Source organism: Burkholderia sp. CCA53 (assembly GCF_001685525.1).
In the GTDB taxonomy this organism is placed as follows: Bacteria; Pseudomonadota; Gammaproteobacteria; order Burkholderiales; family Burkholderiaceae; genus Burkholderia; species Burkholderia multivorans.
Window position 1 is genome coordinate 2,274,637 of record NZ_BDDJ01000002.1, and the last position, 25,693, is coordinate 2,300,329.

Annotated in this window: 22 protein-coding genes; 10 read left to right on the forward strand and 12 right to left on the reverse strand. The window is 68.2% G+C overall.

The window, feature by feature from the left end; translation table 11 throughout:
- Window positions 1-194: 194 nt before the first annotated feature.
- The 4 genes from BCR55_RS26275 to BCR55_RS26290 form a co-directional block, all read right to left on the reverse strand.
- Window positions 195-2,753, reverse strand: coding sequence for a penicillin-binding protein 1A (locus BCR55_RS26275; RefSeq protein WP_065496553.1), 2,559 nt, complete (start codon window positions 2,751-2,753; stop codon window positions 195-197).
- Window positions 2,754-2,865: 112 nt separating this feature from the next.
- Window positions 2,866-3,873 carry a trans-3-hydroxy-L-proline dehydratase gene (gene lhpH / locus BCR55_RS26280; protein WP_065496554.1) on the reverse strand — a complete coding sequence of 336 codons (1,008 nt, stop codon included), beginning with the start codon at window positions 3,871-3,873 and terminating at the stop codon, window positions 2,866-2,868.
- Between the two features lie 66 nt (window positions 3,874-3,939).
- Window positions 3,940-5,061 (reverse strand): branched-chain amino acid ABC transporter substrate-binding protein, encoded by a 1,122-nt coding sequence (locus BCR55_RS26285; RefSeq protein ID WP_065496555.1) that lies wholly within the window; start codon window positions 5,059-5,061, stop codon window positions 3,940-3,942.
- Window positions 5,062-5,178: 117 nt separating this feature from the next.
- Window positions 5,179-5,913 carry a FadR/GntR family transcriptional regulator gene (locus tag BCR55_RS26290; RefSeq protein WP_006415245.1) on the reverse strand — a complete coding sequence of 245 codons (735 nt, stop codon included), beginning with the start codon at window positions 5,911-5,913 and terminating at the stop codon, window positions 5,179-5,181.
- 233 nt (window positions 5,914-6,146) lie between these two features.
- Here BCR55_RS26290 and lhpI point away from each other — a divergent pair, with 233 nt between their 5' ends.
- The 3 genes from lhpI to BCR55_RS26305 all read left to right on the forward strand — a co-directional run bounded on the left by lhpI (window position 6,147) and on the right by BCR55_RS26305 (window position 8,475).
- A complete protein-coding gene (gene lhpI, locus BCR55_RS26295; protein WP_065496557.1) occupies window positions 6,147-7,079 on the forward strand; it encodes a bifunctional Delta(1)-pyrroline-2-carboxylate/Delta(1)-piperideine-2-carboxylate reductase in 933 nt (310 codons plus the stop codon).
- A gap of 194 nt (window positions 7,080-7,273) precedes the next feature.
- A complete protein-coding gene (locus BCR55_RS26300; RefSeq protein ID WP_065496559.1) occupies window positions 7,274-7,678 on the forward strand; it encodes a response regulator transcription factor in 405 nt (134 codons plus the stop codon).
- A gap of 17 nt (window positions 7,679-7,695) precedes the next feature.
- Window positions 7,696-8,475, forward strand: a complete 780-nt coding sequence (locus BCR55_RS26305) for a helix-turn-helix domain-containing protein (RefSeq protein WP_059939747.1) — start codon at window positions 7,696-7,698, stop codon at window positions 8,473-8,475.
- A 61-nt stretch (window positions 8,476-8,536) separates the two neighbouring features.
- On the opposite strand, the gene BCR55_RS26310 is transcribed toward BCR55_RS26305, so the two are convergent.
- The 4 genes from BCR55_RS26310 to BCR55_RS26325 form a co-directional block, all read right to left on the reverse strand.
- Window positions 8,537-8,776, reverse strand: a complete 240-nt coding sequence (locus tag BCR55_RS26310; protein ID WP_006397102.1) for a hypothetical protein — start codon at window positions 8,774-8,776, stop codon at window positions 8,537-8,539.
- 210 nt (window positions 8,777-8,986) lie between these two features.
- Complete coding sequence (locus BCR55_RS26315; protein WP_006403581.1) at window positions 8,987-9,385, reverse strand: DUF488 domain-containing protein; 399 nt, start codon at window positions 9,383-9,385, stop codon at window positions 8,987-8,989.
- Window positions 9,386-9,531: 146 nt separating this feature from the next.
- Window positions 9,532-10,734, reverse strand: a complete 1,203-nt coding sequence (locus tag BCR55_RS26320) for an amino acid aminotransferase (RefSeq protein ID WP_006412261.1) — start codon at window positions 10,732-10,734, stop codon at window positions 9,532-9,534.
- Between the two features lie 45 nt (window positions 10,735-10,779).
- On the reverse strand, window positions 10,780-12,165 hold the full coding sequence (locus tag BCR55_RS26325; RefSeq protein ID WP_006403583.1) for an amino acid permease: 1,386 nt from the start codon (window positions 12,163-12,165) through the stop codon (window positions 10,780-10,782).
- Between the two features lie 313 nt (window positions 12,166-12,478).
- Between BCR55_RS26325 and BCR55_RS26330 the strand changes: the two genes are divergently transcribed.
- Complete coding sequence (locus tag BCR55_RS26330) at window positions 12,479-12,952, forward strand: Lrp/AsnC family transcriptional regulator (RefSeq protein ID WP_006397107.1); 474 nt, start codon at window positions 12,479-12,481, stop codon at window positions 12,950-12,952.
- Between the two features lie 131 nt (window positions 12,953-13,083).
- On the opposite strand, the gene BCR55_RS26335 is transcribed toward BCR55_RS26330, so the two are convergent.
- The gene (locus BCR55_RS26335) at window positions 13,084-13,941 is read right to left on the reverse strand and encodes an EamA family transporter (RefSeq protein ID WP_065496561.1); all 858 of its coding nucleotides are present in this window, start codon (window positions 13,939-13,941) and stop codon (window positions 13,084-13,086) included.
- 338 nt (window positions 13,942-14,279) lie between these two features.
- On the opposite strand from BCR55_RS26335, the gene BCR55_RS26340 reads away from it, so the two are divergent.
- Window positions 14,280-15,950: a phospholipase C gene (locus tag BCR55_RS26340; RefSeq protein WP_065496565.1), complete on the forward strand. Its 1,671-nt coding sequence runs from the start codon at window positions 14,280-14,282 to the stop codon at window positions 15,948-15,950.
- Between the two features lie 94 nt (window positions 15,951-16,044).
- Window positions 16,045-17,463, forward strand: coding sequence for a cytochrome-c peroxidase (locus BCR55_RS26345; RefSeq protein WP_065496570.1), 1,419 nt, complete (start codon window positions 16,045-16,047; stop codon window positions 17,461-17,463).
- A 32-nt stretch (window positions 17,464-17,495) separates the two neighbouring features.
- Here the strand turns inward: BCR55_RS26345 and BCR55_RS26350 are convergent, their stop codons facing one another.
- Window positions 17,496-18,227, reverse strand: a complete 732-nt coding sequence (locus BCR55_RS26350; RefSeq protein WP_065496573.1) for a class I SAM-dependent methyltransferase — start codon at window positions 18,225-18,227, stop codon at window positions 17,496-17,498.
- A gap of 389 nt (window positions 18,228-18,616) precedes the next feature.
- On the opposite strand from BCR55_RS26350, the gene BCR55_RS26355 reads away from it, so the two are divergent.
- From BCR55_RS26355 to BCR55_RS26370, 4 genes are all read left to right on the forward strand, one after another.
- The gene (locus BCR55_RS26355; protein WP_006415240.1) at window positions 18,617-19,327 is read left to right on the forward strand and encodes a GntR family transcriptional regulator; all 711 of its coding nucleotides are present in this window, start codon (window positions 18,617-18,619) and stop codon (window positions 19,325-19,327) included.
- A 56-nt stretch (window positions 19,328-19,383) separates the two neighbouring features.
- Window positions 19,384-20,181 carry an SDR family oxidoreductase gene (locus BCR55_RS26360; protein WP_006397115.1) on the forward strand — a complete coding sequence of 266 codons (798 nt, stop codon included), beginning with the start codon at window positions 19,384-19,386 and terminating at the stop codon, window positions 20,179-20,181.
- A gap of 35 nt (window positions 20,182-20,216) precedes the next feature.
- A complete protein-coding gene (locus BCR55_RS26365) occupies window positions 20,217-21,149 on the forward strand; it encodes a 3-keto-5-aminohexanoate cleavage protein (protein ID WP_053298556.1) in 933 nt (310 codons plus the stop codon).
- 223 nt (window positions 21,150-21,372) lie between these two features.
- Complete coding sequence (locus BCR55_RS26370) at window positions 21,373-22,701, forward strand: MFS transporter (protein WP_065496576.1); 1,329 nt, start codon at window positions 21,373-21,375, stop codon at window positions 22,699-22,701.
- 70 nt (window positions 22,702-22,771) lie between these two features.
- Here BCR55_RS26370 and BCR55_RS26375 read toward each other — a convergent pair whose 3' ends face one another.
- Together BCR55_RS26375 and BCR55_RS26380 are read right to left on the reverse strand one after the other, a co-directional pair.
- A complete protein-coding gene (locus BCR55_RS26375; protein ID WP_006412259.1) occupies window positions 22,772-24,094 on the reverse strand; it encodes a TIGR00366 family protein in 1,323 nt (440 codons plus the stop codon).
- A gap of 212 nt (window positions 24,095-24,306) precedes the next feature.
- Window positions 24,307-25,647 carry a chloride channel protein gene (locus BCR55_RS26380; protein ID WP_065496578.1) on the reverse strand — a complete coding sequence of 447 codons (1,341 nt, stop codon included), beginning with the start codon at window positions 25,645-25,647 and terminating at the stop codon, window positions 24,307-24,309.
- Between the last annotated feature and the right edge of the window lie 46 nt (window positions 25,648-25,693).

The following is a 25,693-nucleotide window of genomic DNA, read 5'->3' on the forward strand; positions in this document are numbered from 1 at the left end:
CGTTGCGCATGTGTGGAATTCTAGGAGTGCACGCAATCAGGGTAAATACTTAAATCGCGAATTCACTGTTGACGAGATACATACAATCGCCGATCGCGCAGTCGAATCTTCTGACAATTATCGTTGTGGACGATATGAATCTGCGAAGCGACGACCGGCTCGACGCGCCGGCCGCCCGGGTGTCGCGACCGCCCTTACTGTGCGCCGTCGCCGGCGTCCGGCGCACCGGGCGCCGACGGCTGCAGCGGCGCCGCAGGCGCGACCGGGGACGCCGCGCTCCCGCCGCCCGCGCCGCCCGGTGTCGCGGTGCCCGGCGCGGGCGACGCAGGCGGCTGAACCTGCGGCGGCGGCTGCACCGAAGGCTCAGAACCCGCGCCCGACAGCGCGGCAGCGGACGCCGCCACTTCGGACGCCGGCACCCATTCTTCGACGATGCCGTCCGACGCGGCACCGGCGGCCGACGCAGCCGCTTCGCTCGACGCCGCACCGGCATCGGCCGGCTCGGGCTTGCGCGGCGTCCGCTGGACCTTGACCGGCGCGGCTGCCTTGTTCGGCTCGGGTCTGAACCACGTGTCGAACAGATCCGTCACGCGCTCGCGCACCGACGCGAACCAGCCCGGCGACGGCTCCGTATCGAAAGTCGCCTTCGGATCGATCAGCCGAGCACGCTGTGCACGCTGGAAGAAATCGCCGACGATCGGCAGCGCGCTGTGCGCGCCCTGCCCCCAGTAGTCGCTGCGCAGCGTCACGCGGCCGTCGTCGAAGCCGACCCACGCGCCGGCGACGAGCGCGGGCTGCATCAGGATGAACCAGCCGTCCGCGTTGTCCTGCGTCGTACCCGTCTTGCCGGCCACGTCGCCGCGCACGCCGAAGCGCGTGCGGATGCTCGCGCCGGTGCCGCGCGTGACGACGTTGCGCATCGTGTCGAGCAGCGTCTTGTCGGCTTCCGCATCGAGCGCGCGTTCCGGCGGCGCCGGCGCGAACTCGGCCAGCACGTCGCCGTTACGGTTCTCGATCCGCGTCACCATCTGCGGCTCGACGTACAGCCCGTCGTTCGCGATCGTCGCGTACGAGGCGACCATCTCCTTCAGCGTCACGGGGCTCGTCCCGAGCGCGAGCGACGGCACGCGCTCGAGCGGACTCTCGCGCACGCCCATGTCGCGCGCGAGCCGCGCGACCGCCGCAGGGCCGACCTTCTCCATCACCTGCGCCGTGATCCGGTTGCGCGACAGCGCAAGCGCATCGCGCAGCGTCATCGGCTTGCCGGTCGGCGGCACGTCGTCGTTCGGCCGCCATACCTCGCCGCCTTTCAGCGGGATCTCCACCGGCTGGTCGACGAAGGTATCGTCGGGCTTCATGCCGCGCTCGAACGCAGCGCCGTACACGAACGCCTTGAACGTCGAGCCCGGCTGCCGCCGCGCCTGCGCGACATGGTCGAACGGCTCGCTCGCGAAGTCGCGGCTGCCGACCCACGCGCGGATCTGCCCGTCGCGCGGATCGATCGCGACGAAGCCGGCCTGCACGTCGGTCTTCGCCTTGCACAGCGCACGCATGAAACCGCGATCCGCGGCGAGCGCCTTCATCGCGGCCGCGTCGTCCTTGCCGGCATCCTGCGCGGCCTTGTATTCGGGCGATTCGCGCATGAAAGTGCGGAACACTTCGTTGTCGGTCCCGCAGCCGTCGCGGCCGCTCCACGCGTTGTTCGCGATGCGCTGCAGTTCGTTCGTCTGCAGGATCAGCGCCTGCGTCGCCATCTGCTGCAGCCGCGCGTCGATCGTCGTGCGGACGATCAGCCCGTCCGAATAGATGTTGTAGTCGTTGCGGTCGGCCCACGCGATCAGCCATTTGCGCAGCTGCTGCGCAAAGTGCGGCGCCGGCCCCGGCGGCTCCTTCTGCCGCTCGAAGTCGATCCGCAGCGGCCGGCGCTGCAGTTGCGCGAACTGCGCGGGCGTCAGCTTTCCGTACTTCACCATCTGGCCGAGCACCGTATTGCGCCGCTGCAGCGCGCGTTCCGGGTTCAGCACCGGGTTGTAGTAGCTGTTGCCTTTCAGCATGCCGACGAGCGTCGCGCTGTCGAGCACGTCGAGTTCGTCGGCCGACTTGTCGAAGTAGGTGCGCGCGGCCATCTCGACGCCGTACGCGTTGTAGAGGAACGGCACCGTGTTCAGGTAGGTCTCGAGGATCTGGTCCTTGCTGTACACGGCCTCGATCTTCAGCGCGGTGATCGCCTCCTTCAGCTTGCGCGTGAGCGTCGGCGCGCGGCCGATCTCGTCCGGATACAGGTTGCGCGCGAGCTGCTGCGTGATCGTCGAGCCGCCCTGCCGGTCGCCGGAGAACGTGTGGAGTGCGGCCGACGCGGTGCGTCGCCAGTCGAGGCCATGATGCTGGTAGAACCGGTGATCCTCGGTCGCGATCAGCGCATCGACCACGTGCGGCGAGATCTGTGCGAGCGGCACCCATTCGCGGTTCGACGGCTTGAACTCGGCGAGCAGCTTGCCGTCCGCCGACAGCACGCGCGCCGGCTGATCGACGCGCGCCTTGCGGATGTCGCCGATGCCGGGCGTGAACGGCACGAGCGCGAGCACGTACAACGCGAATAGTGCGGGCACGGCGGCGGCCGCAAGCAGCACGCCGCGGCGCGTCGGATGACGGAGATGGTGCCAGCCGGCGGCCAGCATACGCTTGACGGGCACGGCGGCGGCGGCCGCGGCCGGTTGCGCGCGCGCAACCCATTGGGCAAGAAGGTCGCGCACGGACGACTCGTTTCGGCGATTCACGCGGGTCGGGGATCTGCTGGAAAGGCAGCATCGTACCAAAACTCGCGCGACGCCCCGCCGCGCGGCGCACGCCCGGCGGCGCAAGCGTTCAGCGCACGAGGAAACCGTAGGTCAGCGGGTCGCGTTCGTCGACGATCCAGTTCGCGAAACCGCAGATGTGCGCACTGCCCTCCACTTCCGGGATCACGGCCGGCATCCCGCCGACCGTCGTCTCGCGCAGCACGCGCCCCTTGAACACGGTGCCGACGATCGACTCGTTGACGAGCGTGTCGCCGGCCGCGAGCAGCCCGCGCTGATAGAGCTGCGCGACGCGGCCGCCGGTGCCGGAACCGGTCGGCGAACGGTCGACTTCGCGGTCCGCGAATACGCAGCAGTTCGCCTGCGTCGAGCGCGGATCGCGCGGTGCGTTCGCGATGATCGTCCCGTAGATGTGATCGATTTCCGGAATCTCCGGATGCACGACCGGATACTTCGCGTTCGCGGCGGCCTTCACTTCCGCGCCGAAGCGGATCAGCCGTTCGACGGCCGATTCGCGCACGGGCAGATCGAACGGCGCGCCGTCGACGTAGAAATAGAACGCGCCGCCATACGCGATGTCGCCGGTCACGGTGCCGAACGACGGCGTGTCGACCGACACGTCGCGCTGCCAGATGAACGACGGCACGTTGACGAAACGCACGGGGCCCGCGTGCTCGCCGTCCCACTGGACGAACGCCTCGATGAAGCCGCACGGCGCATCGATGCCGACGCGCGTTTCCGGCACCGTGCGCTGCACCCAGCCGAGTTCGACCGCCGCAGTCGACAGCGCGATCACGCCGTGCCCGCAATGGTCGCTATAGCCTTCGTTGTGCACGAAGATCACGCCGAAATCCGCGTTCGGCGACACGGGTTCGGTCAGATAGCCGCCGTACATGTCGGCGTGGCCGCGCGGCTCGAACATCAGCGCGCGGCGGATCTCGTCGGCGTGCTCTTTCAGCCATGCGCGGCGCCGCACGATCGTGTCGCCCGGCAGACGCGGCAGCCCGCTCGTGACGATGCGGAACGCTTCGCCGCCCGTATGGACTTCGACGGTGGACAGGGAACGGGAAATCTTCATGATCGATTCGAGAACGTGAACGCGAAACGACGGCGGCGCGGCGCGCCGCCGGTGACGGGCGTACGGCTATCGCGCGTAGGGCTCGGGCAAGCCGTTGCGGATCACGTAGACGGTCGTCGGCGCGCCCTGCAGGTCGCCGTTCGCGTCGAACGAATAGGTGCCCGCGACGCCCGCGTAGTTCGACTTCGCGAGCTGCGCGATCAGCTTCGCCTTGTCGGTGGTCGTGCCGGCCTTGGCCATCGCCTCGGCGAGCAGCTTCACGCCGTCGTAATAGTTCACGGCGTACACCTGCGTGTCGGTGTGATAGGTGTCGTGATACTTCTTCAGGAATGCGCGGCCGGCCGGCGTCTTGTCGAGCGCGACGCCGCCTTGCGCGCAGTAGACGATCGACGCCGCCTCGCCCGCCACCTTGCCCATGTCGGCCGAGCAGATGCCGTCGCCGCCGAGCAGCTTCGCGCGCAGCCCGCGCTGCTTCATCTGCCTGGCCATCGGCGCGCCTTGCGCCGCATAGCCGCCGAAGAAGATCACGTCCGGATTGCCGGCCTTGATCTTGGTGAGGATCCCGAGGAAATCGGTCGCCGACGAATTCGTGTATTCCTGGTCGACGATCCGGATGCCGTTGGCCTTCGCGACTTTCGCGAACTGCTCGGCGATCCCCTGCCCGTATGCGGTTCGATCGTCGATGATCGCGGCCGTCTTCTCGTTCAGCGTCTTCGCGGCGAACGCGGCCATCGTGCCGCCGAGCTGCTCGTCGCTCGCACCGATCCGGAAGATGTTCTTGAAGCCCTGCCGCGTGAGCGCCGGATTCGACGCGACCGGCAGGATCGGCACGCCGGCGTTCGCATACACGCGCGACGCCGGAATCGCGACGCCCGAGTTGTACGGGCCGAGCACCGCGACGACGCCCTTGTCGACGAGGTTCTGTGCGACCTGCACGCCGACCTTCGGATCGGCCTGATCGTCCTCCGACAGCAGCCGGAACGTGACCGTCTTGCCCGCGACCTTCACGCCGGCCCGGTTCAGTTCGTCGACCGCGAGCCGCGCGCCGTTTTCGTTGTCCTTGCCGTTCGCGGCCTGCGGGCCCGTGAGCGGCGCCGAGTGGCCGATCGTCACGACTTCCTGCGCATGAGCCGACGCGAGCGTGCCGGCCGCGACGGCAACCGACAGCACGGTAACGAGGTATCGCATGACGCGCTCCCGACTGGTTGGATCGCAACCAATGTAGACGACGCGTGGTCGGCCCGCAAGCAATTTCAAAATAATCGGTAGCAATCTGGTTCCGATGCCGACCAGATCGGCGCACCGCTATTTCGGCGCGATGTCGCGTCGAACGCGCCGGATGTGCTGCTCGACGTAGAACGCGGCCGCGTCCGCATCGCCGGACACGATCGCTTCGTAGATCAGCCGGTGTTCGGACACGTAGAGCCGGATCCGGCCTGCGTCGTAGATGCCGTCGTCCTTGAGCCGCTTCCACAACGGCTGATCCATCGTCTTCGCGACTTCGTCGGCGATCTTCACGATCAATGCGTCGCCGGTCATTAGCGCGAGTTGCCGATGGAACAGCCGGTCGCTCTCGTTCCATAGCGCGCGCTGCCGCGGATCGTCGATGTCGCTGATCGTTTCCATCTGCGCGAGATAGCCCTCGGCGACCGGATCGGCGCGCCCGTGCGCGGCGGCGAGCCGTGCGATCGCGGGTTCGAGGATCAACCGCACGTCGAGCGTCGACGTCGGGCTCACGTCGGCTTCGGACGGATCGCGCGCGTCGCCGCGCTGCGCGAGCACGTCGAGCGGCGACGACACGACGTAGGTGCCCGAATTGCGCTTCGTGAACACGAGCCCCTCGTTCTGCAACGCACCGATCGCTTCGCGCACCGCGGGCCGCCCGACCTGGAACAGCGCCGCGAGCTCGCGCTCGGACGGCAGCCGCGTGTCGGGCGCATAGCGTCCGGCACGAATCTCGTCCCGGATCTTCTCCGCAACCTGCTCGTAGATTTGCAGCGGGCGGAAACCGCCTTCGGGGGATTCGGGACGCGCGGACATCGTCTGGGGGCTCCTGCGTGGTCGGATGAGAATCGAAACGGATCGATCGCCCGCGCGGCGCGCGACAGCGATCGGTGGACAGATATTAGAACCAAACTCGACCGGACGCTCGGTTTCCGGACTTGCCGCCGCGCGGCAAACTGGTATAAATTCGATCCAGCCTGCCACCTGTCGCGGTATCCGGCAGCCCGTCGCGCGCACCGCGCGCTCGTCCACGCTCACCGACGCCTACGATGACCGCTCTCTCCCGGACTCCCGTTTTCGACGCTGCCGATACGGCCGCGCTGCTCGACTACCACGCGCTGCTCGCCACGCTCGCCCGCACCGTCGCCGACTACGCGGCCGGAAAGATCGTCAGCCCCGAGCGGCTCGTCGTGCCGCTGCAGGCCGGCGGCGTGATGCTGTCGATGCCGTCCGGCGCGCACGATCTCGCGATCCACAAGCTCGTCAACGTGTGTCCCGGCAATGCGGCGCGCGGGCTGCCGACGATCCTCGGCCAGGTGATCGCGTGCGATGCGACGACCGGCGAGATGCGCTTCGTGCTCGACGGCCCGACCGTCACCGGTCGCCGCACGGCAGCCGTCACCGCGCTCGGCGTCCAGGCGCTGCACGGCACGCCGCGCGACATCCTGCTGATCGGCACGGGCAAGCAGGCCGCGAATCACGCGGAGGCGTTCACGGCGCTCTTTCCCGACGCGCGGCTGCACGTGCGCGGTTCGCGGGCCGCGAGCGCGGCCGAATTCTGCGCGGCACATCGCGCGCACGCGCCCCAGCTCGTGCCGCTCGACGGCGATGCGATTCCCGATGCGATCGACGTCGTCGTTACGCTGACGACGAGCCGCACGCCCGTCTATCGCGACGCGGCGCGCGAAGGCCGGCTCGTGGTCGGCGTCGGCGCGTTCACGGCGGATGCGGCCGAAATCGCAGCGGACACCGTGCGGCACAGCCGGCTCGTCGTCGACGACCCGGCCGGCGCACGCCATGAAGCGGGCGACCTGATCGGCGCGAACGTCGACTGGCAGCAGGTCGCCTCGCTCGCCGACGTGCTGAACGGCACATTCGCGCGCGGCGGCCCGATGCTGTTCAAGACGGTCGGCTGCGCGGCATGGGATCTCGCCGCATGCCGCACCGCGCGCGATGCGCTCGCCGCGCGCGCGCAGCGCTGAAGAGCGCCCGACACAGAGATGCCGACGCGGCGCCGAGCCGCGCCCGCGGCACGCAGCATGCGGTGACCGCTGCGCGCACGCGTTCGTCGCGCCGCATCCGTTGTAGGAAAACCCCTACAACGCGACGAAGCGGCCTACGCCAACTTCCAATTCCGCCGATTTCCTTTTCCGCGGCGCAGCACGATACTGGCTCGATGAATGCCGGTCCGTCGCCCGCTGCGCTGCGGGTATTCCTCGTCGACCATGCCGTGCCCGTGCGGCGCCGGATCGCGCTGCTCGTCGGCGCGATCCGCGGCGTCGCGGTCGTCGGCGAAGCGGAGGACGGCCAGCGCGCGTGGACACAGATCCACCGCAGCCGGGCCGACGTCGTGATCGTCGATCTGCGGCTTGCCGACGGCAGCGGCCTGGACCTGATCGGGATGTTGTCGAAGGCCGTCCCGCGCATCGTCACCATCGTGCTGACGAACCATTCCGCGCCGGCATTCAGACAGGCGTGCGCGGCTGCCGGCGCCGATTATTTCTTCGACAAGACCGTCGAATTCGACGCCGCGTGCCGCCTGATCGAATCGCTGGTGCACGCACGCGCGCACCGACCTTGACCGTGCCGGAGTGTCTCATGTCCACTGCTACCGCCTGCGTCCTCGACGCGCCCGTGACCGGCCCGCAACCGAGCCCGTTTCAGGCCATCGCGCGCGCCGATTCGGCCAAGCCGGCAGCCGCGCGCTGCTCCGCGTGCGCGATGCGCGCGATGTGCCTGCCGCCGCACCTGACCGCGGCCGAGTACAGCCGCCTCGACGCGATCATCTGCGCGACGCGCCACGTGCGTCAGGGCGATGCGCTGTTCCGCGCGGACGATCCGTTCCACAGTCTGTACGCGGTACGCGCCGGCTCGTTCAAGACGGTGATGATGCATCGCGACGGCCGCGAGCACGTGACGGGTTTCCAGATCGCCGGCGAAACGCTCGGCCTCGACGGCATCGGCAGCGGTCGGCACTGCTGCGACGCGATCGCGCTCGAGGACAGCGTCGTGTGCATCATCCCGTTCGACGCGCTCGAAGCGGCGTGCCGCGAGATCAAGCCGATGCAGCACTTCCTCTATCAGCTGCTCAGCAGCGAGATCGTGCGCGAATCGAGCCAGATGCTGCTGCTCGGCACGATGTCGGCCGAGCAGCGCGTCGCGCATTTTCTGCTGAATCTGTCGTCGCGCTTCCAGGCGCGCGGCTATTCGGCCTCGGAATTCAATCTGCGGATGACGCGCGAGGAAATCGGCTGCTATCTCGGGATGAAGCTGGAAACGGTCAGCCGGATGTTCTCGCGCTTCCATCGCGACGCGCTCGTGGAAACGCGCGGCAAACGCGTCCGCATTCTCGACGCGCAGGCGCTCTCCCGCGTGTGACGCACGCGAACCGACGCGCGGCCGCGGCGGCCCGCCAGCCGCCGGCGGTCGCCTGTGAACCTCAGACGTTGAACGCCTGCGACATCTTCAGTTCGATCCACGTCATCCCGGCGCGCAAACCTTCGATCATCGCTTCGTGCTCGGTCGGATACGCGTGGCTGTGCTCGAACGTATGGTGAAATCGCCCGGCACCCGTGCCGTGCTCGACCGATACGCGGCAGCGGAACTCGCCCGATTCGCACGGCCGCGTCTCGACTTCGACCGACCAGTCGCGCTCGTGAATGTTGCCCTGCAGTGTCATGACTCCTCCTGCGGTGTCGGCCGTCGAACCGGCGATGGCCGCGCCGCCTGAAGCTGCTGCATGGGCCGGCCGTCGGTTTCGTCGAGCATTCGTCGTGCCCGGCGGCGCGATCGGCGGCCGCGCCTGCGCGGGCGGGCGCCCGCATCCGTTCACGTGAGCATAGTGGCGCGTGCCGCCGCACGCTTGATCTGCGTCAAGCGGGCGGCGCCGTCATCGTGCGGCCGGTTCGATCGTCGCGCCGCGTTCGGCGAGCAGTTCGCGCAGCACACTGCGGTGGCAGCGGTTTTCGTCGTCGCAATAGCAGCCGATCGAGAACGCGGTCGTCGCCGACAGCGCCGCGAGCAGATCGAGCACCTTCGCCGCATCGCCATGCGCCATTTCGGCACGGAAGTGACGCTTGAACGCGCGCCATTCGGCGTCGCTTTCGGCGGCCTGCGCCTGCGCGACGAGTTCGGCGCTCGGCGACAGCGTCGGCAGCCACACGTCGTAATAATCGCGCGAGGCGAATTCGGCTTTCGGCACGCCGCGCGGAGGCCGACGCACCGTGCCGATCCGCACCCCTTCGCCCGCTGCGCGCGGCGATCCCAGCTGTACGATCCGTATACCCATGCGTTCCGTGTCGATCTGCGTACGATTCCGTGATCGTACTGCTGTGCCTGCGACCGCGACAGGGGGGCGGCGGCGGACGGCAGCATAAAAAAACCGGCTGCCTCCGTCGAGGAGACAGCCGGTTTTCGCGACGCATGCAACCGCGTTCAGACGCCGCTCTTCAGCACCTGGCCGATCGCATCCGCGACGATGCCGACGTTCGAATCGTTCAGCCCGGCCACGCACATGCGGCCCGAGCGCAGGATGTACACGCCGTGCACTTCGCGCAGCGCTTCGACCTGCGATTCGGTCAGGCCCGTATACGTGAACATCCCGCGCTGCTTCACGTAGCGCGTGAGCGCTTCGCCGCTGACGTGATCGCGCAGCCCGTCGTGGATCGCCTGACGCATGCGCGCGATGCGGCGGCACATCGCCGCCAGTTCTTCTTCCCATTGCTTGCGCAGTGCGGGCGTATTGAGCACGGCCGACACGACCTTTGCGCCGTACGTTTGCGGGTTGCTGTAGTTCGAGCGCACGGCGCCGGCAAGCTGGCCGAGCACGCGCTCGGCGGCGGCCGCATCTTCGCAGACGACGCTGAGCCCGCCGACGCGTTCGCCATACAGCGAGAAGTTCTTCGAGAACGAATTCGCGACCAGCGCCGGCACGCCGCGCCGCGCCAGTTCGCGCACCGCGAACGCATCGGCGTCGAGCCCCGCGCCGAAGCCCTGGTAGGCCATGTCGACGAACGGCAGCAGTTCGCGCGCTTCGATCACGTCGATCAGCTTTTCCCACTGACCTTCGTCGAGATCGACGCCGGTCGGGTTATGGCAGCACGCATGCAGCAGCACGACGCTGCGCGCCGGCAGCGCGTCGATCGCCGCGAGCATCGCGTCGAACTTCAGACCGCCCGTCGCTTCGTCGTAGTACGGATACGTGTTCACCGTGAAGCCCGCACGCTCGAAGATGAAGCGGTGGTTTTCCCAGCTCGGATCGCTCAGCCATACCTGCGCGTCGGGGAAATAGCGCTTCAGGAAATCCGCGCCGACCTTCAGCGCGCCCGAGCCGCCGAGCGTCTGCACGGTCGCGATGCGACCGGCCGCACGCGCCGGATGATCGGCGCCGAACACGAGCGCCTGCACCGCGTCGCGATACGCGGCCAGACCGACCATCGGCAGGTACGGCTTCGGGCCGCTCTCGCGCTGCAGCGCCGTTTCGGCTTCGCGTACCGCGCCCATCACCGGAATCCGCCCATCGGCATCGAAATAGATGCCGATGCTGAGGTTGACCTTGCGGTCGCGCGGATCTTTCTGGAAGTTCTCGTTCAGCGTGAGGATCGGATCGCCCGGATACGCTTCGATATGTTCGAACATGGCTATGTCGGTCTCGTTTGGAGGAATGATCGGGCGCGGCGCGCGTCAGCGTGCGGATGCGCCGTTACGCAGCGCATAGCCGGCATTCTTCTGACGGAAGCGATACCCGACCGCGAGAACCGCGAGCCACACGGGAATCAGGTACACCGACAGGCGGAGATCCGGCGTCAGGTACATCACGACGAGAATGCCAGCCATGAACGCCAGGCACAGGTAATTCGTGAAAGGATAGCCCAGACTGCGGAAGGACGTCTCCTCCCCGGCTGCCCGCTTGGCCTGACGGAACTTCAGATGGATCAGCGTGATCATCGCCCAGTTGATGATCAGCGCCGACACGACGAGCCCCATCAGCACTTCGAACGCCTTGCCCGGCATGAAGTAGTTGACGAGCACGCAGACGCCCGTCGCGAGTGCCGACGCGCCGAGCGCGGCGAGCGGAATGCCGCGCCGGTTGACCGAGCACAGCACCTTCGGCGCATTGCCCTGCTTCGCGAGGCCGAACAGCATCCGGCTGTTGCAGTAGACGCCGCTGTTGTACACCGACAGCGCCGCCGTCAGCACGACGACGTTCAGCACGTTCGCGACCACGTCGCTGCTCAGCGCATGGAAGATCAGCACGAACGGGCTGCCGCCGGACACGACCTTTTGCCACGGATACAGCGACAGCAGCACGCCGAGCGCGCCGATGTAGAAAATCAGGATCCGGTAGATGACCTGGTTCGTCGCGCGCGGAATGCTGCGCTTCGGATCGTCGGCTTCGGCCGCCGTGATCCCGACCAGTTCGAGCCCGCCGAACGAGAACATGATCGCGGCCATCGACATCACGAGGCCCGACACGCCGTTCGGGAAGAAGCCGCCGTGCTGCCACAGGTTCGCGACGCTCGCTTCCGGTCCCGCATGCCCGCTCGCGAGCAGCCAGCCGCCGAAGCCGATCATGCCGACGATCGCGGCGACCTTGATGATGGAGAACCAGAATTCCGTCTCGCCGTACGACTTCACGCTGGTCAGGTTGACGAGGTTGATGACGACGAAGAACACGAGCGCGGAGACCCACGTCGGCACGCCGGGCCACCAGTACTGCACGTAGATGCCGACGGCCGACAACTCGGCCATGCTGACGAGGATGTAGAGCACCCAGTAGTTCCAGCCGGACAGGAAACCTGTGAAGTGCCCGCAGTATTTGTCTGCGAAATAGCTGAACGAGCCGGCGACGGGCTCGTCGACGACCATCTCGCCGAGCTGACGCATGATGAAAAACGCGACGACGCCGGCCACCGCATAGCCGAGCAGCACGGACGGGCCGGCCATCTTGATCGTCTGCGCAATGCCCAAGAACAGCCCGGTACCCAGCGCGCCACCCAGCGCAATCAGCTGGATGTGCCGGTTCTTCAGCCCACGCTTCAGGCCGTCCTTCTCGTTTCCAGAAACCATGTCTTCTCCACTCTGTCCGCCTCCGCCGGAAGCGGTGCGCCTTCGGGGTGCCGGGCGCTGTTTTGCTGTGCCGGCGGCCGTTCGTGGAGCCGCCGGGTTGGGGACTGCAATCTTCGCGTGGCGGTGCCCGATGCCCGTCGCCGTGTCTGCGCACGGTCGCCGGGCCGTCGCCCGCCGCTGCAGCAGGCGGGCGCACACGAAAATCCGGCGTCAGTTTAGCGTCGCGGTCGGGAAATCGGGTTTCGTAACCCGTTCATGCAAACCCTACATTATGAGATAAGATTGCATCCAGGAGACAGATGAGGAAACAAAAATGCCTGAACCGGTTCTCGATCGCATCGATCGCCACCTGCTCGCGATCCTGCAGGAGAACGGCCGTGCGTCGAATCTCGAACTGGCCAAAGCGGTCGGACTGTCGCCCGCGCAGACGTTGCGGCGTCACCGGCGGCTCGAGGAGATCGGCGCGATCCGCCGCTACGAGACGCGGCTGTGCCCCGATACGCTCGGCTTCGGCGTCACGGCGTTCGTGCACGTGACGATGGAGCGCGGGCATATCCGCGACCTGTCGAAGTTCCAGAAGCTCGTGTCCGATCTCGCGCAGATCCAGGAGTGCTTCTCGGTGACGGGCGACATCGACTACGTGCTGAAGGTTGTCGCCCACGATCTGAAGGGATTGTCGAGATTCCTGCTCGAGACGCTGATGCGCATTCCCGGTGTGAGCGGCGTGCATTCGAGCGTCTGTCTCGACGAAATCAAGTGCACGAGCGCGATGCCGGTCGAAGAGTGACGGGCGATCGTGCGCTTGCCGCGGCACGGGCGGTCGTGCTCTTTCGTCTCGCGATGTGCGGGGCGCCCGGTCTTTCCGTTTGAGCATCGGCCGCCGACCCCGCCGCGCCATTCCGCACTATTCCGCGCGACTCAGCGCACGGCAGCGAATGTACTGATCAACAGCGCACCGGCCGCGATCACGGCGCATCCGGCCGCGCGACGCGGCGTCAGCCGCTCGCCGAGATACACGCGTGCGATCAGCGCAGCAAATACGACGCTCGTTTCGCGCAGCGCCGATACGGGCCCCATCGGCGCCCGGTCCATCGCCCAGATCACGATGCCGTACGCGAGCGCCGCGAATACGCCGCCGCACGCCGCCTTCGCCGTTTCCGCCCCATCCTGCAGAACCCGCAGCGGCCCGGCGCGCAGCCGATAGTACGCGGCCATCAGCGCACCCGTCAGCACGAACATCCACGCGGTATAGCCGACCGTGCTGCCGCTTTCGCGCACGCCGATTCCGTCGACCACGCTGTATGCGGCGATCGACACGCCGGTCGCGAATGCCGTCGGCAAGACCTGCGCCATCGCGTGCGTCGCGGCGCGGCCGCGCTCGAGTCCGATCGCCATGATGCCCGCGCAGATCAGCACGAGCCCGGCCTGCGCACCCGCGCTCAAATGTTCGCCGGCGAATGCCGCCGCGCCGAGCGTGACGAGCAGCGGCGCCGTGCCGCGCGCGACGGGATACGCGACGCTGAGATCGCCGTGCTCGTACGCGCGCACGAGCAGCAGCGTATAGAAGACGTGCAGCACGGCCGAGGCGATCACATAAAGCCAGCTCGCCGGCGCGATCGGCGCGGCCGCGGGCAGGAACAGCAGCGCAAACGCGCCGATCGCGATCTGCAGGACGGTGGCCGAGCGCAACCGGTCGCCGCTGCTGCGCACCAGCGCATTCCACGATGCGTGCAGGAAGGCGGCACACAGAACGGCAAACAGGACGGGGATCGGCACGCTGACGGCTCCGGATGACGCGCACGGCGAAGTCGCCGCGGCGGGTGTTCATCCTATGAAGCTGTCACGCGGTTGTCAAAAACGGCCTCTCGCTCATGTCGGGTACCGACGCCTGCTCCCCATCATGCGCCCCGCGCGCGGTTCGCCCTTTCCGTTGTCTTTCGCCGCGCGCGACGAAGTAATGAAATCGATACCGCAGCGCAATGCAGGCGAAACCAGTCCGTCCCCATATCTTCACGTCAGGCTGTTTCAATGCCGGTGCTCTATCGCGCGCGCCGCGTCCAACGCCCCGGCGACGGCGCCGCTTCCACCGTCGAAAACCTACCCGGAGTTTCCCGATGTTCCGTCAAGCCTTGCTCGTTACCGCCTGCGCCGGCGCAGCGCTGACGCTGTTCGCCTGCGGCGGCAGCGACGATCCGACTGCGACGCCCGTCTCGTCGCAGGACGCCTTGCAGACCGCCACGCCGATCAAGCACCTCGTCGTGATCTACGGCGAAAACGTCTCGTTCGACCACTACTTCGGCACCTATCCGAACGCGACGAACCCGGCCGGCGAGCCGGCGTTTACGGCCAAGGCGGGCACGCCGACGGTCAACGGCCTGACGGGCACGCTGCTCACGGCGAACCCGAACTTTACGAACACCGCGAACGGCACCGACGCCGCGAACCCGTTCCGTCTCGACCGCACGCAGGCGGCGACCGCCGACCAGAACCACGCGTACACGGCCGAACAGCAGGCCGAGGACAACGGCCTTGCCGACCTGTTCCCGAAATACACGGGCAAGGGCTCGTCCGGCGGCGCCGGCGCGTTCGGCACCAAGGGCCAGGTGATGGGCTACTTCGACGGCAATACGGTGACCGCGCTGTGGAACTATGCGCAGCGCTTCGCGATGAGCGACAACGCGTACACGACGGTCTACGGTCCGTCGACGCCCGGTGCACTGAACGTCGTGTCGGGCCAGACGAACGGCATGCAGATCGTGAAGACGTCCGCGCAGCCGTCGACGCTCGCGAAGAGTTCGTACTACATCAACGACGGCCAGGGCGGCTACACGATGATCAACGACGTCGATCCCGGCTACGACGTCTGCTCGAGCACGACCGATCAGGCGATGATGTCCGGCAAGAACATCGGCGACCTGCTGAACGCGGCCCACATCACGTGGGGCGGCTTCATGGGCGGCTTCAACCTGTCGACGACGAACAGCAACGGCACGACCGGCTGCAACCGCAGCACCGTCGCGACCGCCGTGAACGCCGCGACCGCCGACTACATCCCGCATCACAACTGGTTCCAGTACTACGCGTCGACCGCGAATCCGCAGCACACGCGTCCGAGCTCGATCGCAGCGATCGGCTCGAGCGTCGAAACCGACGGCAAGACGCCCGAACCGGCGAATCACCAGTACGACACCGACGACTTCTTCGCCGCCGTGAAGGCCGGCAACTTCCCGTCGGTCAGCTTCCTGAAGGCGCCGGCCGCGCAGGACGGCCATGCCGGCTACTCGGATCCGCTCGACGAGCAGGCGTTCGTCACGAAGGTCGTCAACTTCCTGCAGCAGCAGCCCGACTGGCAGAACACCGCAGTGATCGTCACCTATGACGACTCGGACGGCTGGTACGACCATGCGTACACGGCGCCCACCCGCGCGTCGTCGGACGCTGTCGACCAGGTCAGCGGCAACGGCCAGTGCGGCAGCGGCGGCACGACCGGCGTGAACGGCGGCACCGTGAACGGCCGTTGTGGCCCCGGCGTGCGCATTCCGTTCGTCGTGATCTCGCCGTACGCGAAGCAGAACTACGTCGACCACACGATGATCGACCAGGCGTCCGTCGTGCGCTTCATCGAGGACAACTGGCTCGGCGGGCAGCGCATCGGCGGCGGTTCGTTCGACGCATCGGCGGGCGACCTGCGCGGGCTGTTCGACTTCGCGTCGAAGCCGAATACCACGCCGCTCTATCTCGATCCGACGCAAGGCACCACGCTGAGCGCCGCACCGTCGATCTGACGGGCGTCGTCGCGCAGCAGGCCGGCGCAGCGTGCGCCGGCCGTTTTCGTTTTATTGCGCCGCCTCGTGCGGCCTTCGATTCCCGAGCGACAGCATGTCAGTCCGTTCCGCGTTTCCGTCTCCCGACACGCCCGGCGCCGCCGCGCCGCGCGCCCCTTTCCGCTTCGCACGCCGCGCGGCGCTCGCGCTCGGCGCGGCCGTCATCGGCTACGGCGCCTTCGCGATCGCGTTTCCCGCACATACGCCGGCCGCGATCGGCGACATCGTCGCGGACTGGACCGGCGCGAATCCGCATCCGACCGTGCTGCAGCGGCCGCCCGTGCAGCCGCTGTCCGCGGTGGCGCAGCTCGGCCGCGCGCTGTTCTTCGATGCGTCGCTGTCGGCGTCCGGCAAGCAGTCGTGTGCGTCGTGCCACAACCCCGATCACGCCTACGGGCCGCCGAACGCGCTCGACGTGCAGCCGGGCGGCCTCGCGATGACGCAGCACGGTTATCGGCCGCCGCCGTCGCTGATGTACCTGTATCGACAGCCGAACTTCAGCATCGGCCCCGATGCCGGCGAAAACGACGACGCACCGAGCGTCGCGCAGCAGGCGGCCGCGGCGGCCGGCGTCGTGAAGGCGCAGAAGGTGGCCGGCACCTCGGCCGCACCGCAGCTCGTACCGCAAGGCGGAATGTTCTGGGACGGCCGCGCGGACACGCTGCAGCAGCAGGCATTCGGTCCGCTGCTGAACCCCGTCGAGATGGCGAATGCGAGCGTCGACGAGGTCGCGCACAAGCTGTCGCAGTCGTCGCACCGGACGCAGTTCCTGCACTTGTTCGGCCCGCGCGTGTTCGACAGTCCGCAACTCGCGGTGTCCGAAGCGATGTTCGCGATCGCGCGCTATCAGGTCGAGGATCCGTCGTTCCATCCGTACAACAGCAAGTACGACCGCTGGCTCGAGGGCCGCGCGCGCCTCACGCAGGCGGAGCTGCGCGGCCTGCGGCTGTTCAACGATCCGCACAAGGCGAACTGCGCGGGCTGTCATCTGTCGAAGCCCGGCGCCGACGGGCTGCCGCCGATGTTTACCGACTACCAGTACGAAGCGCTCGCCGTGCCGCGCAACCGGCAGCTCGCGCAGAACCGCGATCCGTCGTTCTACGATCTCGGCGTGTGCGGACCGTTCCGCGAGGATCTGAAGGACCAGACGCAATATTGCGGAATGTTCCTGACGCCGACGCTGCGCAACGCGGCGACACGCCACGTGTTCTTCCACAACGGCGTGTACCACACGCTCGATCAGGTAATGGCGTTCTACAACGAACGCAGCATCGCACCGCAGAAGTTCTATGCGCGCGGCGCGGACGGCAAGGTCGACCAATACGACGACATTCCGCCGAAGTACCGCGCGAACGTCGACGTGACCGACGCGCCATTCGATCGCAAGCCGGGCGACACGCCGGCGATGACGGCGCAGGACATCAAGGACATCGAGGCGTTCCTCGCCACGCTGACCGACGAGCCGGGGCACTGAGCGAAGCTGGGCGCGTCGTGCGACGCGCGTGATCAGCGTCGCGCGCGCACGCACAGGAACGCGGGCGCGAGCGACAGCTCCGCGTACAGCCGCTCCGCCACGGCCTGCATCTCGGGCAGCGGCTGCGGCTCGACGAAGCGGTCGAGCCGCCAGCCGGCGTCGGCGACCGCGTTCAGGATGTCGGCAAGCGGCCGCCGCCACGCCTCGACATAGGGCTTCGGCTCGCCGAATCCGGACCAGTACATGCCGAAGCGCGACGTTTCGAAGTACGGGCGATCGCCGCGCGTGCGCTCGTCGATCCAGTCGCGCATCGGATGTGCCATCGAGAACACGAGCGTCGCGCCGGGACGCGCGACGCGCGCGAATTCGCGCAGCGTCGGCGCGAGATCGCGCACGTAGTCGAGGGCGAGCGAACACAGCACCTTGTCGAATGACGCATCGGGCAGCCAGTCGAGCGGCGCGGCGAGATCGCCGTGCGCGACATCGACGGCGAGCCCCGCGCAGCGCGCGCTGGCGAGCGCGACCATTTCGGGCGTCACGTCGAAGGCATGAACGGTCGCGCCGCGCCGCGCGAGGTGCTCGCTGCAGATGCCGGGTCCGCAGCCGGCGTCGAGCACGGTCAGGCCGGCGACGTCGCCGAGCAGCGCAAGCGTCGCCGGCCGTTCGTAAAGCGCGTTGTGCGGCTTGGTCGGCGCGATGTCGGCGTAGCGCTGGGCAAATTCAGCGTACGCACGGCGGCCGGGAGCATCGGTCCGATCGGTCATGGCGTGCTTGTCGGGGGACACGAAGGGTTCGATTCTGCATGATCGATGGGCGGCTGGCGATCGGGTGGCGTGCGTGTGTCAGGAAAGGCGGCGTCCGCAATTCGATCCGGACGCTGGAATCGGCTTGCTCTGCGTCTGCAGCACAGGCGCGCGTCGACGCGACGGCTCGCGGCACCGCGCGCAGGCCCACCTTGGCCAGCGAATCCGGCGACGCCTGCCGATAGCACGACGCGCCGACCGCCTCGCATGCGTCCCGCATGACGGCCATCCCTCCCCACCCCCACGTTTTCCCCAATCCCTTTCGCCTTGACTACCCCCGCCTCATCGCCGACACTTCCTCCATCGCAAGTGTGATCACAGATCCCAGATCAAACCAGGAGAACCGCACCTTGGCCCCTCGCATCGTCCCGCCCGCACTGAAAGCCATCGAACAGGAAACGATGGCCGACAAGGTCTATCGCCAATTGCGCGAAGCGCTGATGAGCGGTCGCTTCGCGCCGGGCCAGGCGCTGAGCCTGCGCAGCGTGGCCGAGGCCGTCGGCTCGTCGACGATGCCGGTGCGCGCGGCCCTCACGCGACTGCACGCGGAACGCGCGCTCGTCGACGGCCCGAACCGCGCGCTCGTCGTGCCGCCGATGACGCTCGAGATGCTCGACGAACTGCGCGACGTGCGCATCGCGCTCGAAGGGTGCATCGCGGAACGCGCGTGCGCACGCATGACCGATGCCCAGATCGCTGCCCTGCGCAAGACCTGCGAGGCCATGCAGGCGCACGCCGAAGCCGGCCGGTCGCGCGCGTATCTGCAAAGCAATTTCGCGTTTCACAGCGCCATCTACGCGCACGGCGCGAGCGACAGCACGCTCGCGATCGTCGAGAACCTGTGGATGCGCGTCGGACCATTCCTGAACATGGTCGCGCTCGACATCCCGCACATGCGGCGCTCGATGGACGCGCACCGCGCGGTCGTCGATGCGCTCGAGCGGCGCGACGGCGCCGGCGTGCGCGCCGGCATCGCGCTCGACATCGGCGGTGCCGCGCACGATCTGGCCGCGACGCTGCGCGCCGAGCAGGCGCCGCGCCGCGTGAACGCCAAGCCGTAACGCCGTGCGCAACGGCGCGCCGCATCCGACAACATCAACGATGGAGACAACCGCGCATGACCGCTTCCGACCTGCTGAAACCCTATGACGGCCTTCGCGTCCTCGTGACCGGCGGCGCATCCGGCATCGGCCTCGCGATCGCCGATGCGTTCGCCGAATGCGGTGCGCGCGTGCATGTCTGCGACGCGTCGCAGGCCGCGATCGCGGCACTCGCCGACCGGCCGTCGCGTGCCGCGATCGGCGCAACGCTTGCCGACGTATCGGACCGCGCGGCGGTCGAGCGCGTGTTCGCGGACGTCGCGGCCACGCTCGGCGGCCTCGACGTACTGGTCAACAACGCGGGCATCGCGGGCCCGACGGGCGGCATCGACGAGATCGATCCCGCGCAGTGGGAGCAGACGGTCGCCATCAATCTGAACGCCCAATTCGAATTCGCGCGACGCGCCGTGCCGCTGCTGCGCGAGTCGAAGCACGGCGGCGCGATCATTGCGCTGTCGTCGGTCGCGGGCCGGCTCGGCTATGCGTACCGCACGCCTTACGCGGCCACCAAATGGGCGGTCGTCGGTCTCGTGAAGAGCCTCGCGATCGAACTGGGGCCGCTCGGCATTCGCGTGAATGCGATCCAGCCCGGCATCGTGCGCGGCCCGCGCATCCGCCGTGTGATCGAAGCGCGCGCGCAACAGCTCGGGATCGGCTACGACGAGATGGAGCAGCGCTATCTCGAACGGATCTCGCTGCGCCGGATGACCGAGCCGGCCGAAATCGCGGCGACCGCGCTGTTCCTGTGCTCGCCCGGCGGGCACGGCATCACCGGCCAGGCGATCTCCGTCTGCGGCAACGTCGAAGTGCTCTGAGCCCTCCTGCACCGTCCAACGAAAGGAACCGATCCGTGGCAAACGCTCGCAAAGTCATCATCACCTGTGCGCCGACCGGCGCGATCCATACGCCGTCGATGTCGCCGTATCTGCCCGTCACGCCGCACGAGATCGAGGCGGCCGCGGTTGCGGCCGCCCGCGCCGGCGCGGCGATCCTCCATCTGCACGCGCGCAATCCGTCCGACGGCAAGCCGACGCAGGATCCGGCCGTCTTCGAGGAATTCCTGCCCCGGATCAAGGCGCAGACCGACGCCGTCATCAACCTCACGTCGGGCGGCAGTCCGCACATGACCGTCGAGGAGCGGCTGCGTCCCGCGCTGCATTTCCAGCCGGAAATCGCCTCGCTGAACATGGGCTCGATGAACTTCGGCCTGTATCCGATGCTCGAGCGCTTTCGCGAACTGAAGCACCCATGGGAGCGCGAGCATCTCGAGAAAAGCCGCGATCTCGTGTTCAAGAACACGTTCGCCGACATCGAGACGATCCTCACGCGCTGCGGCGCCAACGGCACGCGTTTCGAATTCGAGTGCTACGACATTTCGCATCTGTACAACCTCGCGCACTTCGTCGACCGCGGGCTCGCGAAACCGCCGTTCTTCGTGCAAAGCGTATTCGGTTTGCTCGGCGGCATCGGCGCGCATCCGGAGGACCTGATGCACATGCGCCGCACCGCCGATCGCCTGTTCGGCCGCGACTATGTATGGTCGATCCTCGGCGCGGGCCGCAACCAGATTCCGCTCGCGACGATCGGCGCCGCACAGGGCGCGAACGTGCGCGTCGGGCTCGAGGATTCGCTCTGGATCGGGCCCGGCAAACTGGCCGAATCGAGCGCCGAGCAGGTGCTGAAGATCCGGCAGGTGCTCGAAGGGCTGTCGCTCGAGATCGCGACGCCGGCCGAGGCGCGCGCGATGCTCGCGCTCAAGGGCGGCGACGCAGTGAACTTCTGATCGCGCGCTCGCACGCCCACTCAAGCAGGACTCGCAAGCGCAGAGACGCGGCGCCGGCCCGAACCGGCGCCAGGACGCCCGATATCGCCCCGCTCCCGTCGAGCGCCGCCGGCGCGCGGCTCCGTCGTCTGCTCGTTCGCCGCGCCCCGCGCGGCGGCCTCTGTCGAACGCGGCACGTCGTGCTTGCCGTGCGCGCCGGTTCGCCCTTAACGGAGTCGTCCGCATGTCCACTCATCACGCTCAGGCCCTGCCGTCCGCCGCGCAAGACGCAAGCGCGTCGCTGAACCGGCTGCTGTTCCGCAAACTGATGCCGCTGCTGATCGCCGCCTATGTCATCAGCTTTCTCGATCGCACCAACATCGCCTTCGCGAAGCATTCGATGGGCGTCGATCTCGGCATCTCGTCCGCCGCCTACGGCCTCGGCGCCGGACTGTTCTTCCTGACCTACGCGCTATTCGAAATCCCGAGCAACCTGATCATGCACCGCGTCGGCGCGCGCTTCTGGATCACGCGGATCATGATCACGTGGGGCGCGCTGTCGGTTGCGATGGCGTTCGTGCGCGGCGAAACATCGTTCTACGTGATGCGGCTGCTGCTCGGCGCAGCCGAAGCCGGGCTCTTTCCCGGCGTGATGCTCTATCTGACGTACTGGTTCGGCCGCGAACAGCGCGCCCGCGCGACCGGCTATTTCCTGCTCGGCGTGTGCATCGCGAACGTGGTCGGCGGCCCGCTGGCCGGCGCGCTGATCGAACTCGACGGCACGCTGGGCTTCCACGGCTGGCAATGGCTGTTCGTCGTCGAAGGGATTCCGGCGATCCTGCTCGCGTTCGTCGTGTGGACACGGCTGCCGGACCGTCCGAGCGCCGCGCCGTGGCTCGCGCCGGAAACGGGTCGTGCGCTCGAGCGCGCGCTCGCCGCGGAACAGGACGCCGGCGCCGCGTCGCACGGCGGCCACGCATTCGGCGCCGCGCTGCGCGACCCGCAGATCTGGCTCGCGATCTTCGTGTACTTCTGCCATCAGCTGACGATCTACACGGTGATCTTTTTTCTGCCGGCGATCATCGGCGCATCGGGCCGGCTGTCGCCGATCGCGGTCGGCCTGCTCACGGCGCTGCCATGGCTGGCCGCCGCGCTCGGCGCCGCGACGCTGCCGCGCTTCGCGCGCGAATCGCGGCATTCGCGCGCGCTGCTGTGCGCGGGCCTCGTCGTGATGGCGGCCGGCATGGTCGGCGCCGCGCACGCCTCCCCGCTCGCGGGACTGCTCTGCGTGTGCGTCGCCGCGTCGATGTTCTTCGTCGTCCAGTCGATCGTGTTTACGTTTCCCGCCTCGCGGCTGGCCGGCAGTGCGCTCGCCGGCGGCCTCGGCCTCGTCAATACCTGCGGCCTGCTCGGCGGTTTCGTCGGCCCGACCGTCGTCGGCGCAATCGAACAGGCGACCGGCGATGCGAAGAACGGCCTGACGCTGCTGGCGGCCGCACTCGTCGTCGCGGCGCTCGCGAGCCTGGCGCTGCGTCACGGACACGAACGGCAGCGCGCGCGTTCGGTCGCATGACGGGTGCGGCGCGGGCCGGCGCGCGTGGGAACCGACGCTCGCCCGCGCGCACCGGCCGTTCCGAACGCGCTCAGAACAGATACATCCCCGCGACGAACACGACCCCCGAAAACAGCAGCGTCGTCACGCAGTAGCCCATGATGTCGCGCACGCCGAGCCCCGCGATCGCGAGCGCGGGCAAGGCCCAGAACGGCTGCGCCATGTTGGTCCACGCCTCGCCGTACGCGATCGCCATCGCGGCCTTGCCGAGATCGGCGCCAAGCGCCTGCGCGGCCGGCATCACGAACGGCCCCTGCACGACCCAGTGACCGCCGCCCGACGGCACCGCGAAGTTGATCACCGCCGAACTCAGGAACGCGAGCAGCGGAAACGTGTGCACGTTCGCGATGTCGACGAACCACTTCGTGATCACGCCCGCGAGGCCCGAATGGTCCATCAGCGCCTGGATGCCCGCGTAGAACGGGAACTGGATCATGATCCCCGACGCGCCGCGCGCGGCGCCGGCCACCGCGCGCGCGTAAGCCATCGGCGTGCGGTGCAGCAGGATACCGGCGGCGAGGAACGCGAGGTTCACCGTATCGATGTCGAGCGCGAAGCCCTTCTGCACGAACCGCAGCACGAGAAACGCCGCACACAGCGCAGCGACGAAGACCGACAGCGCGCGGCTCTCCTCGAGGCGCTCCGCGAGCGTCGCGTCGGGCCCGAGCGTGCGCTCGACGCTCGGCGGCTCGGCGAGCAGTGCCGGATCGACGCTGACGACGTCGCCCGGTTTCGGCATCATCATCCGCGCGAGAAACGGCAGCATCACGATCAGCCCGATCGTGATGAACGCGTTGTAGCCGGTGAAGATCGTCTGCGACACGGGGATCAGGCCGATCGTCTTTTCCATCGGATTGCCTTTCGTCGCGGCGACGAGCGGCACCGAGCCCGACAGGCCGCCGTGCCAGCTCAGAAAGCCCATGTAGGCCGACGCGACCAGCAGCCGATAGTCGCTGCCGGCGACGCGGCGCGCGACTTCCCGCGCGAGCATCGCGCCGAGCACGAGCCCGAAGCCCCAGTTGATCGCGCACGCGAGCGCGCCGACGAAGGCAACGAGCATCACACCCTGCGCGGGCGTGCGCGCGGCGCTCGCGAGCGCGACGAGCAGCCGCTTCACGGGCGGCGAACTCGCGAGCGCGTGGCCCGTGACGAGAATCATCACCATCTGCATCGAGAAGGCGAGCAGGTTCCAGAAGCCCGAGCCCCACATCGTCGTCAGTTGCACCGGCGAATTCGGCGTGAGGCCGAACGCAAGCGCGAACGTGACGATCGTCAGCAGGATCGCGAAAATCAACGGGTCGGGCAGCACGCGGTGAACCACCTGCGTGAAGAAGCGGGCAATGCGTTGAATCAACTTGTACTCCTCGTTTCCTGATAGGGACGTCCGCGCGCATGTGGTTATGGGAAAGCGCGGGTCGCGCGGATTCTTGCACAGAACCGCGCGATGCGCTTCGACGTGCGAACCGGCATGGACGGGAAACGAGGCAGGCGCCAAGCGGCCGAGCGTGCCGCCGCGATCGTATCGCGCGATCGTATCGCGCGATCGTGCATCAGCGCGTCAGCGCATCAGCGCGCGGCGGTCGCGCGCGTGACGAGCGTGGCGCGTGTCGTCGCGCGCCGTTCGGCGCGCTGCTGCGCAAACCGGTATGCGACGAGCGAACCGGCCACCGCGAGCAGCATCGGCACGAGGCTGTCGTGATTCGCGCGCGTGAACTCGAGCAGCAGCACGACGGCCGTGATCGGCATCTGCATCGACGCGGCCAGGAATGCGGTCGCGCCGACGAGCGCGCAGCCGCCCAGCGACGCGCCGGGCCAGACGGCGCTCCACAGCCCGCCGAGCACGACGCCGAGCAGCGCGCCGTTGGCGAGACCCGGCGTCAGCAGGCCGCCTTCGGCACCGGCCCGCAGGCTGGCCGCTTCGATCGCGACCTTCAGCACGAGCAGCGTCGCGGCGATGCCGATCGTCAGCGTGCCGTCGAAGCCGAGCGATGCGGGCCCCTTGCCGTTGCCGAGCAATGACGGAAAGCGCATCGCGAGCACGCCGATCACCGCGAAATTGACGATCGAGAGGATCGGCAGCCGTACGTCCTTGGGCGCATCGGCGCGCGCCCGCGTCGTGAGCCGCACGAAGCCGTAGGCAGCGAAGCCGAACAGCGGCCCGCAGACGATCGACCACGCGACGAGCGGCGCACTCGGCACGAACGGCGCGATCGTGTACTGGTGTTCGTTGCCGAGCCCGATCCATGCGACGACGGCGGCGAGCGTCGACGTGACGAGCGCGACGGCCACCGCGCGCACGGCGAACGTGCCGAGCAGCACCTCGAGCACGAACACCGCGCCGCCGAGCGGCACGTTGTACACGGCCGCAAGGCCGGCGCCCGCGCCGCACGCGACCATCAAGCGGCAATCGTCGCGCGTCAGCCCCGCGCGATGCGCGAGCCGGCCCGCGATCAGTGCGCCGATCTCGCGCGGCGCGACTTCGCGGCCGAGCGGCGAGCCGAGCGCGACGGTGACGATCTGCAGCAGCGCATGCATCGTCGTGCTGACGACCGGCATCCGCGGGTCGCCGGCCTGCACCGCGCGACGAATGCCGACGAGCGGCTGCCCGTAGCGGTAAAGCGTCCACCAGCCGCCGCCCGCGACGATGCCGCAGACGATCATCGCCGCGACGCGACGCAGCGGATCGGCGTCGGTCACGCCGGTGAGAAAGCTTTCGGTGCCGACCAGATGCGCGGCGCCATAGCCGTACGCGAGATGCTGGATCGCGTGCAGCAGCAGCGCGAGCAGCATGCCGCCGAGCCCAGCGCCGATGCCGGTGACGATCGTGACGGCCGCGATCCGCGTGAACGGGCTCACGGTGGGAGCGGAGGACGATGAGGACGGAGCGGACGGCAGATCGGCGCGCATGAGTTCGGTGACCGGAGTAAATCGACACGGCGCGCACCGCGCGCGC

Bases quoted from the DNA above. Each gene is read 5' to 3' on its own strand.
- lhpH (WP_065496554.1), bottom strand. From the start codon at position 3,873: ATGAAGATTTCCCGTTCCCTGTCCACCGTCGAAGTCCATACGGGCGGC.
- BCR55_RS26285 (WP_065496555.1), bottom strand. From the start codon at position 5,061: ATGCGATACCTCGTTACCGTGCTGTCGGTTGCCGTCGCGGCCGGCACG.
- BCR55_RS26290 (WP_006415245.1), bottom strand. From the start codon at position 5,913: ATGTCCGCGCGTCCCGAATCCCCCGAAGGCGGTTTCCGCCCGCTGCAA.
- lhpI (WP_065496557.1), top strand. From the start codon at position 6,147: ATGACCGCTCTCTCCCGGACTCCCGTTTTCGACGCTGCCGATACGGCC.
- BCR55_RS26300 (WP_065496559.1), top strand. From the start codon at position 7,274: ATGAATGCCGGTCCGTCGCCCGCTGCGCTGCGGGTATTCCTCGTCGAC.
- BCR55_RS26305 (WP_059939747.1), top strand. From the start codon at position 7,696: ATGTCCACTGCTACCGCCTGCGTCCTCGACGCGCCCGTGACCGGCCCG.
- BCR55_RS26310 (WP_006397102.1), bottom strand. From the start codon at position 8,776: ATGACACTGCAGGGCAACATTCACGAGCGCGACTGGTCGGTCGAAGTC.
- BCR55_RS26315 (WP_006403581.1), bottom strand. From the start codon at position 9,385: ATGGGTATACGGATCGTACAGCTGGGATCGCCGCGCGCAGCGGGCGAA.
- BCR55_RS26320 (WP_006412261.1), bottom strand. From the start codon at position 10,734: ATGTTCGAACATATCGAAGCGTATCCGGGCGATCCGATCCTCACGCTG.
- BCR55_RS26325 (WP_006403583.1), bottom strand. From the start codon at position 12,165: ATGGTTTCTGGAAACGAGAAGGACGGCCTGAAGCGTGGGCTGAAGAAC.
- BCR55_RS26330 (WP_006397107.1), top strand. From the start codon at position 12,479: ATGCCTGAACCGGTTCTCGATCGCATCGATCGCCACCTGCTCGCGATC.
- BCR55_RS26340 (WP_065496565.1), top strand. From the start codon at position 14,280: ATGTTCCGTCAAGCCTTGCTCGTTACCGCCTGCGCCGGCGCAGCGCTG.
- BCR55_RS26345 (WP_065496570.1), top strand. From the start codon at position 16,045: ATGTCAGTCCGTTCCGCGTTTCCGTCTCCCGACACGCCCGGCGCCGCC.
- BCR55_RS26350 (WP_065496573.1), bottom strand. From the start codon at position 18,227: ATGACCGATCGGACCGATGCTCCCGGCCGCCGTGCGTACGCTGAATTT.
- BCR55_RS26360 (WP_006397115.1), top strand. From the start codon at position 19,384: ATGACCGCTTCCGACCTGCTGAAACCCTATGACGGCCTTCGCGTCCTC.
- BCR55_RS26370 (WP_065496576.1), top strand. From the start codon at position 21,373: ATGTCCACTCATCACGCTCAGGCCCTGCCGTCCGCCGCGCAAGACGCA.
- BCR55_RS26380 (WP_065496578.1), bottom strand. From the start codon at position 25,647: ATGCGCGCCGATCTGCCGTCCGCTCCGTCCTCATCGTCCTCCGCTCCC.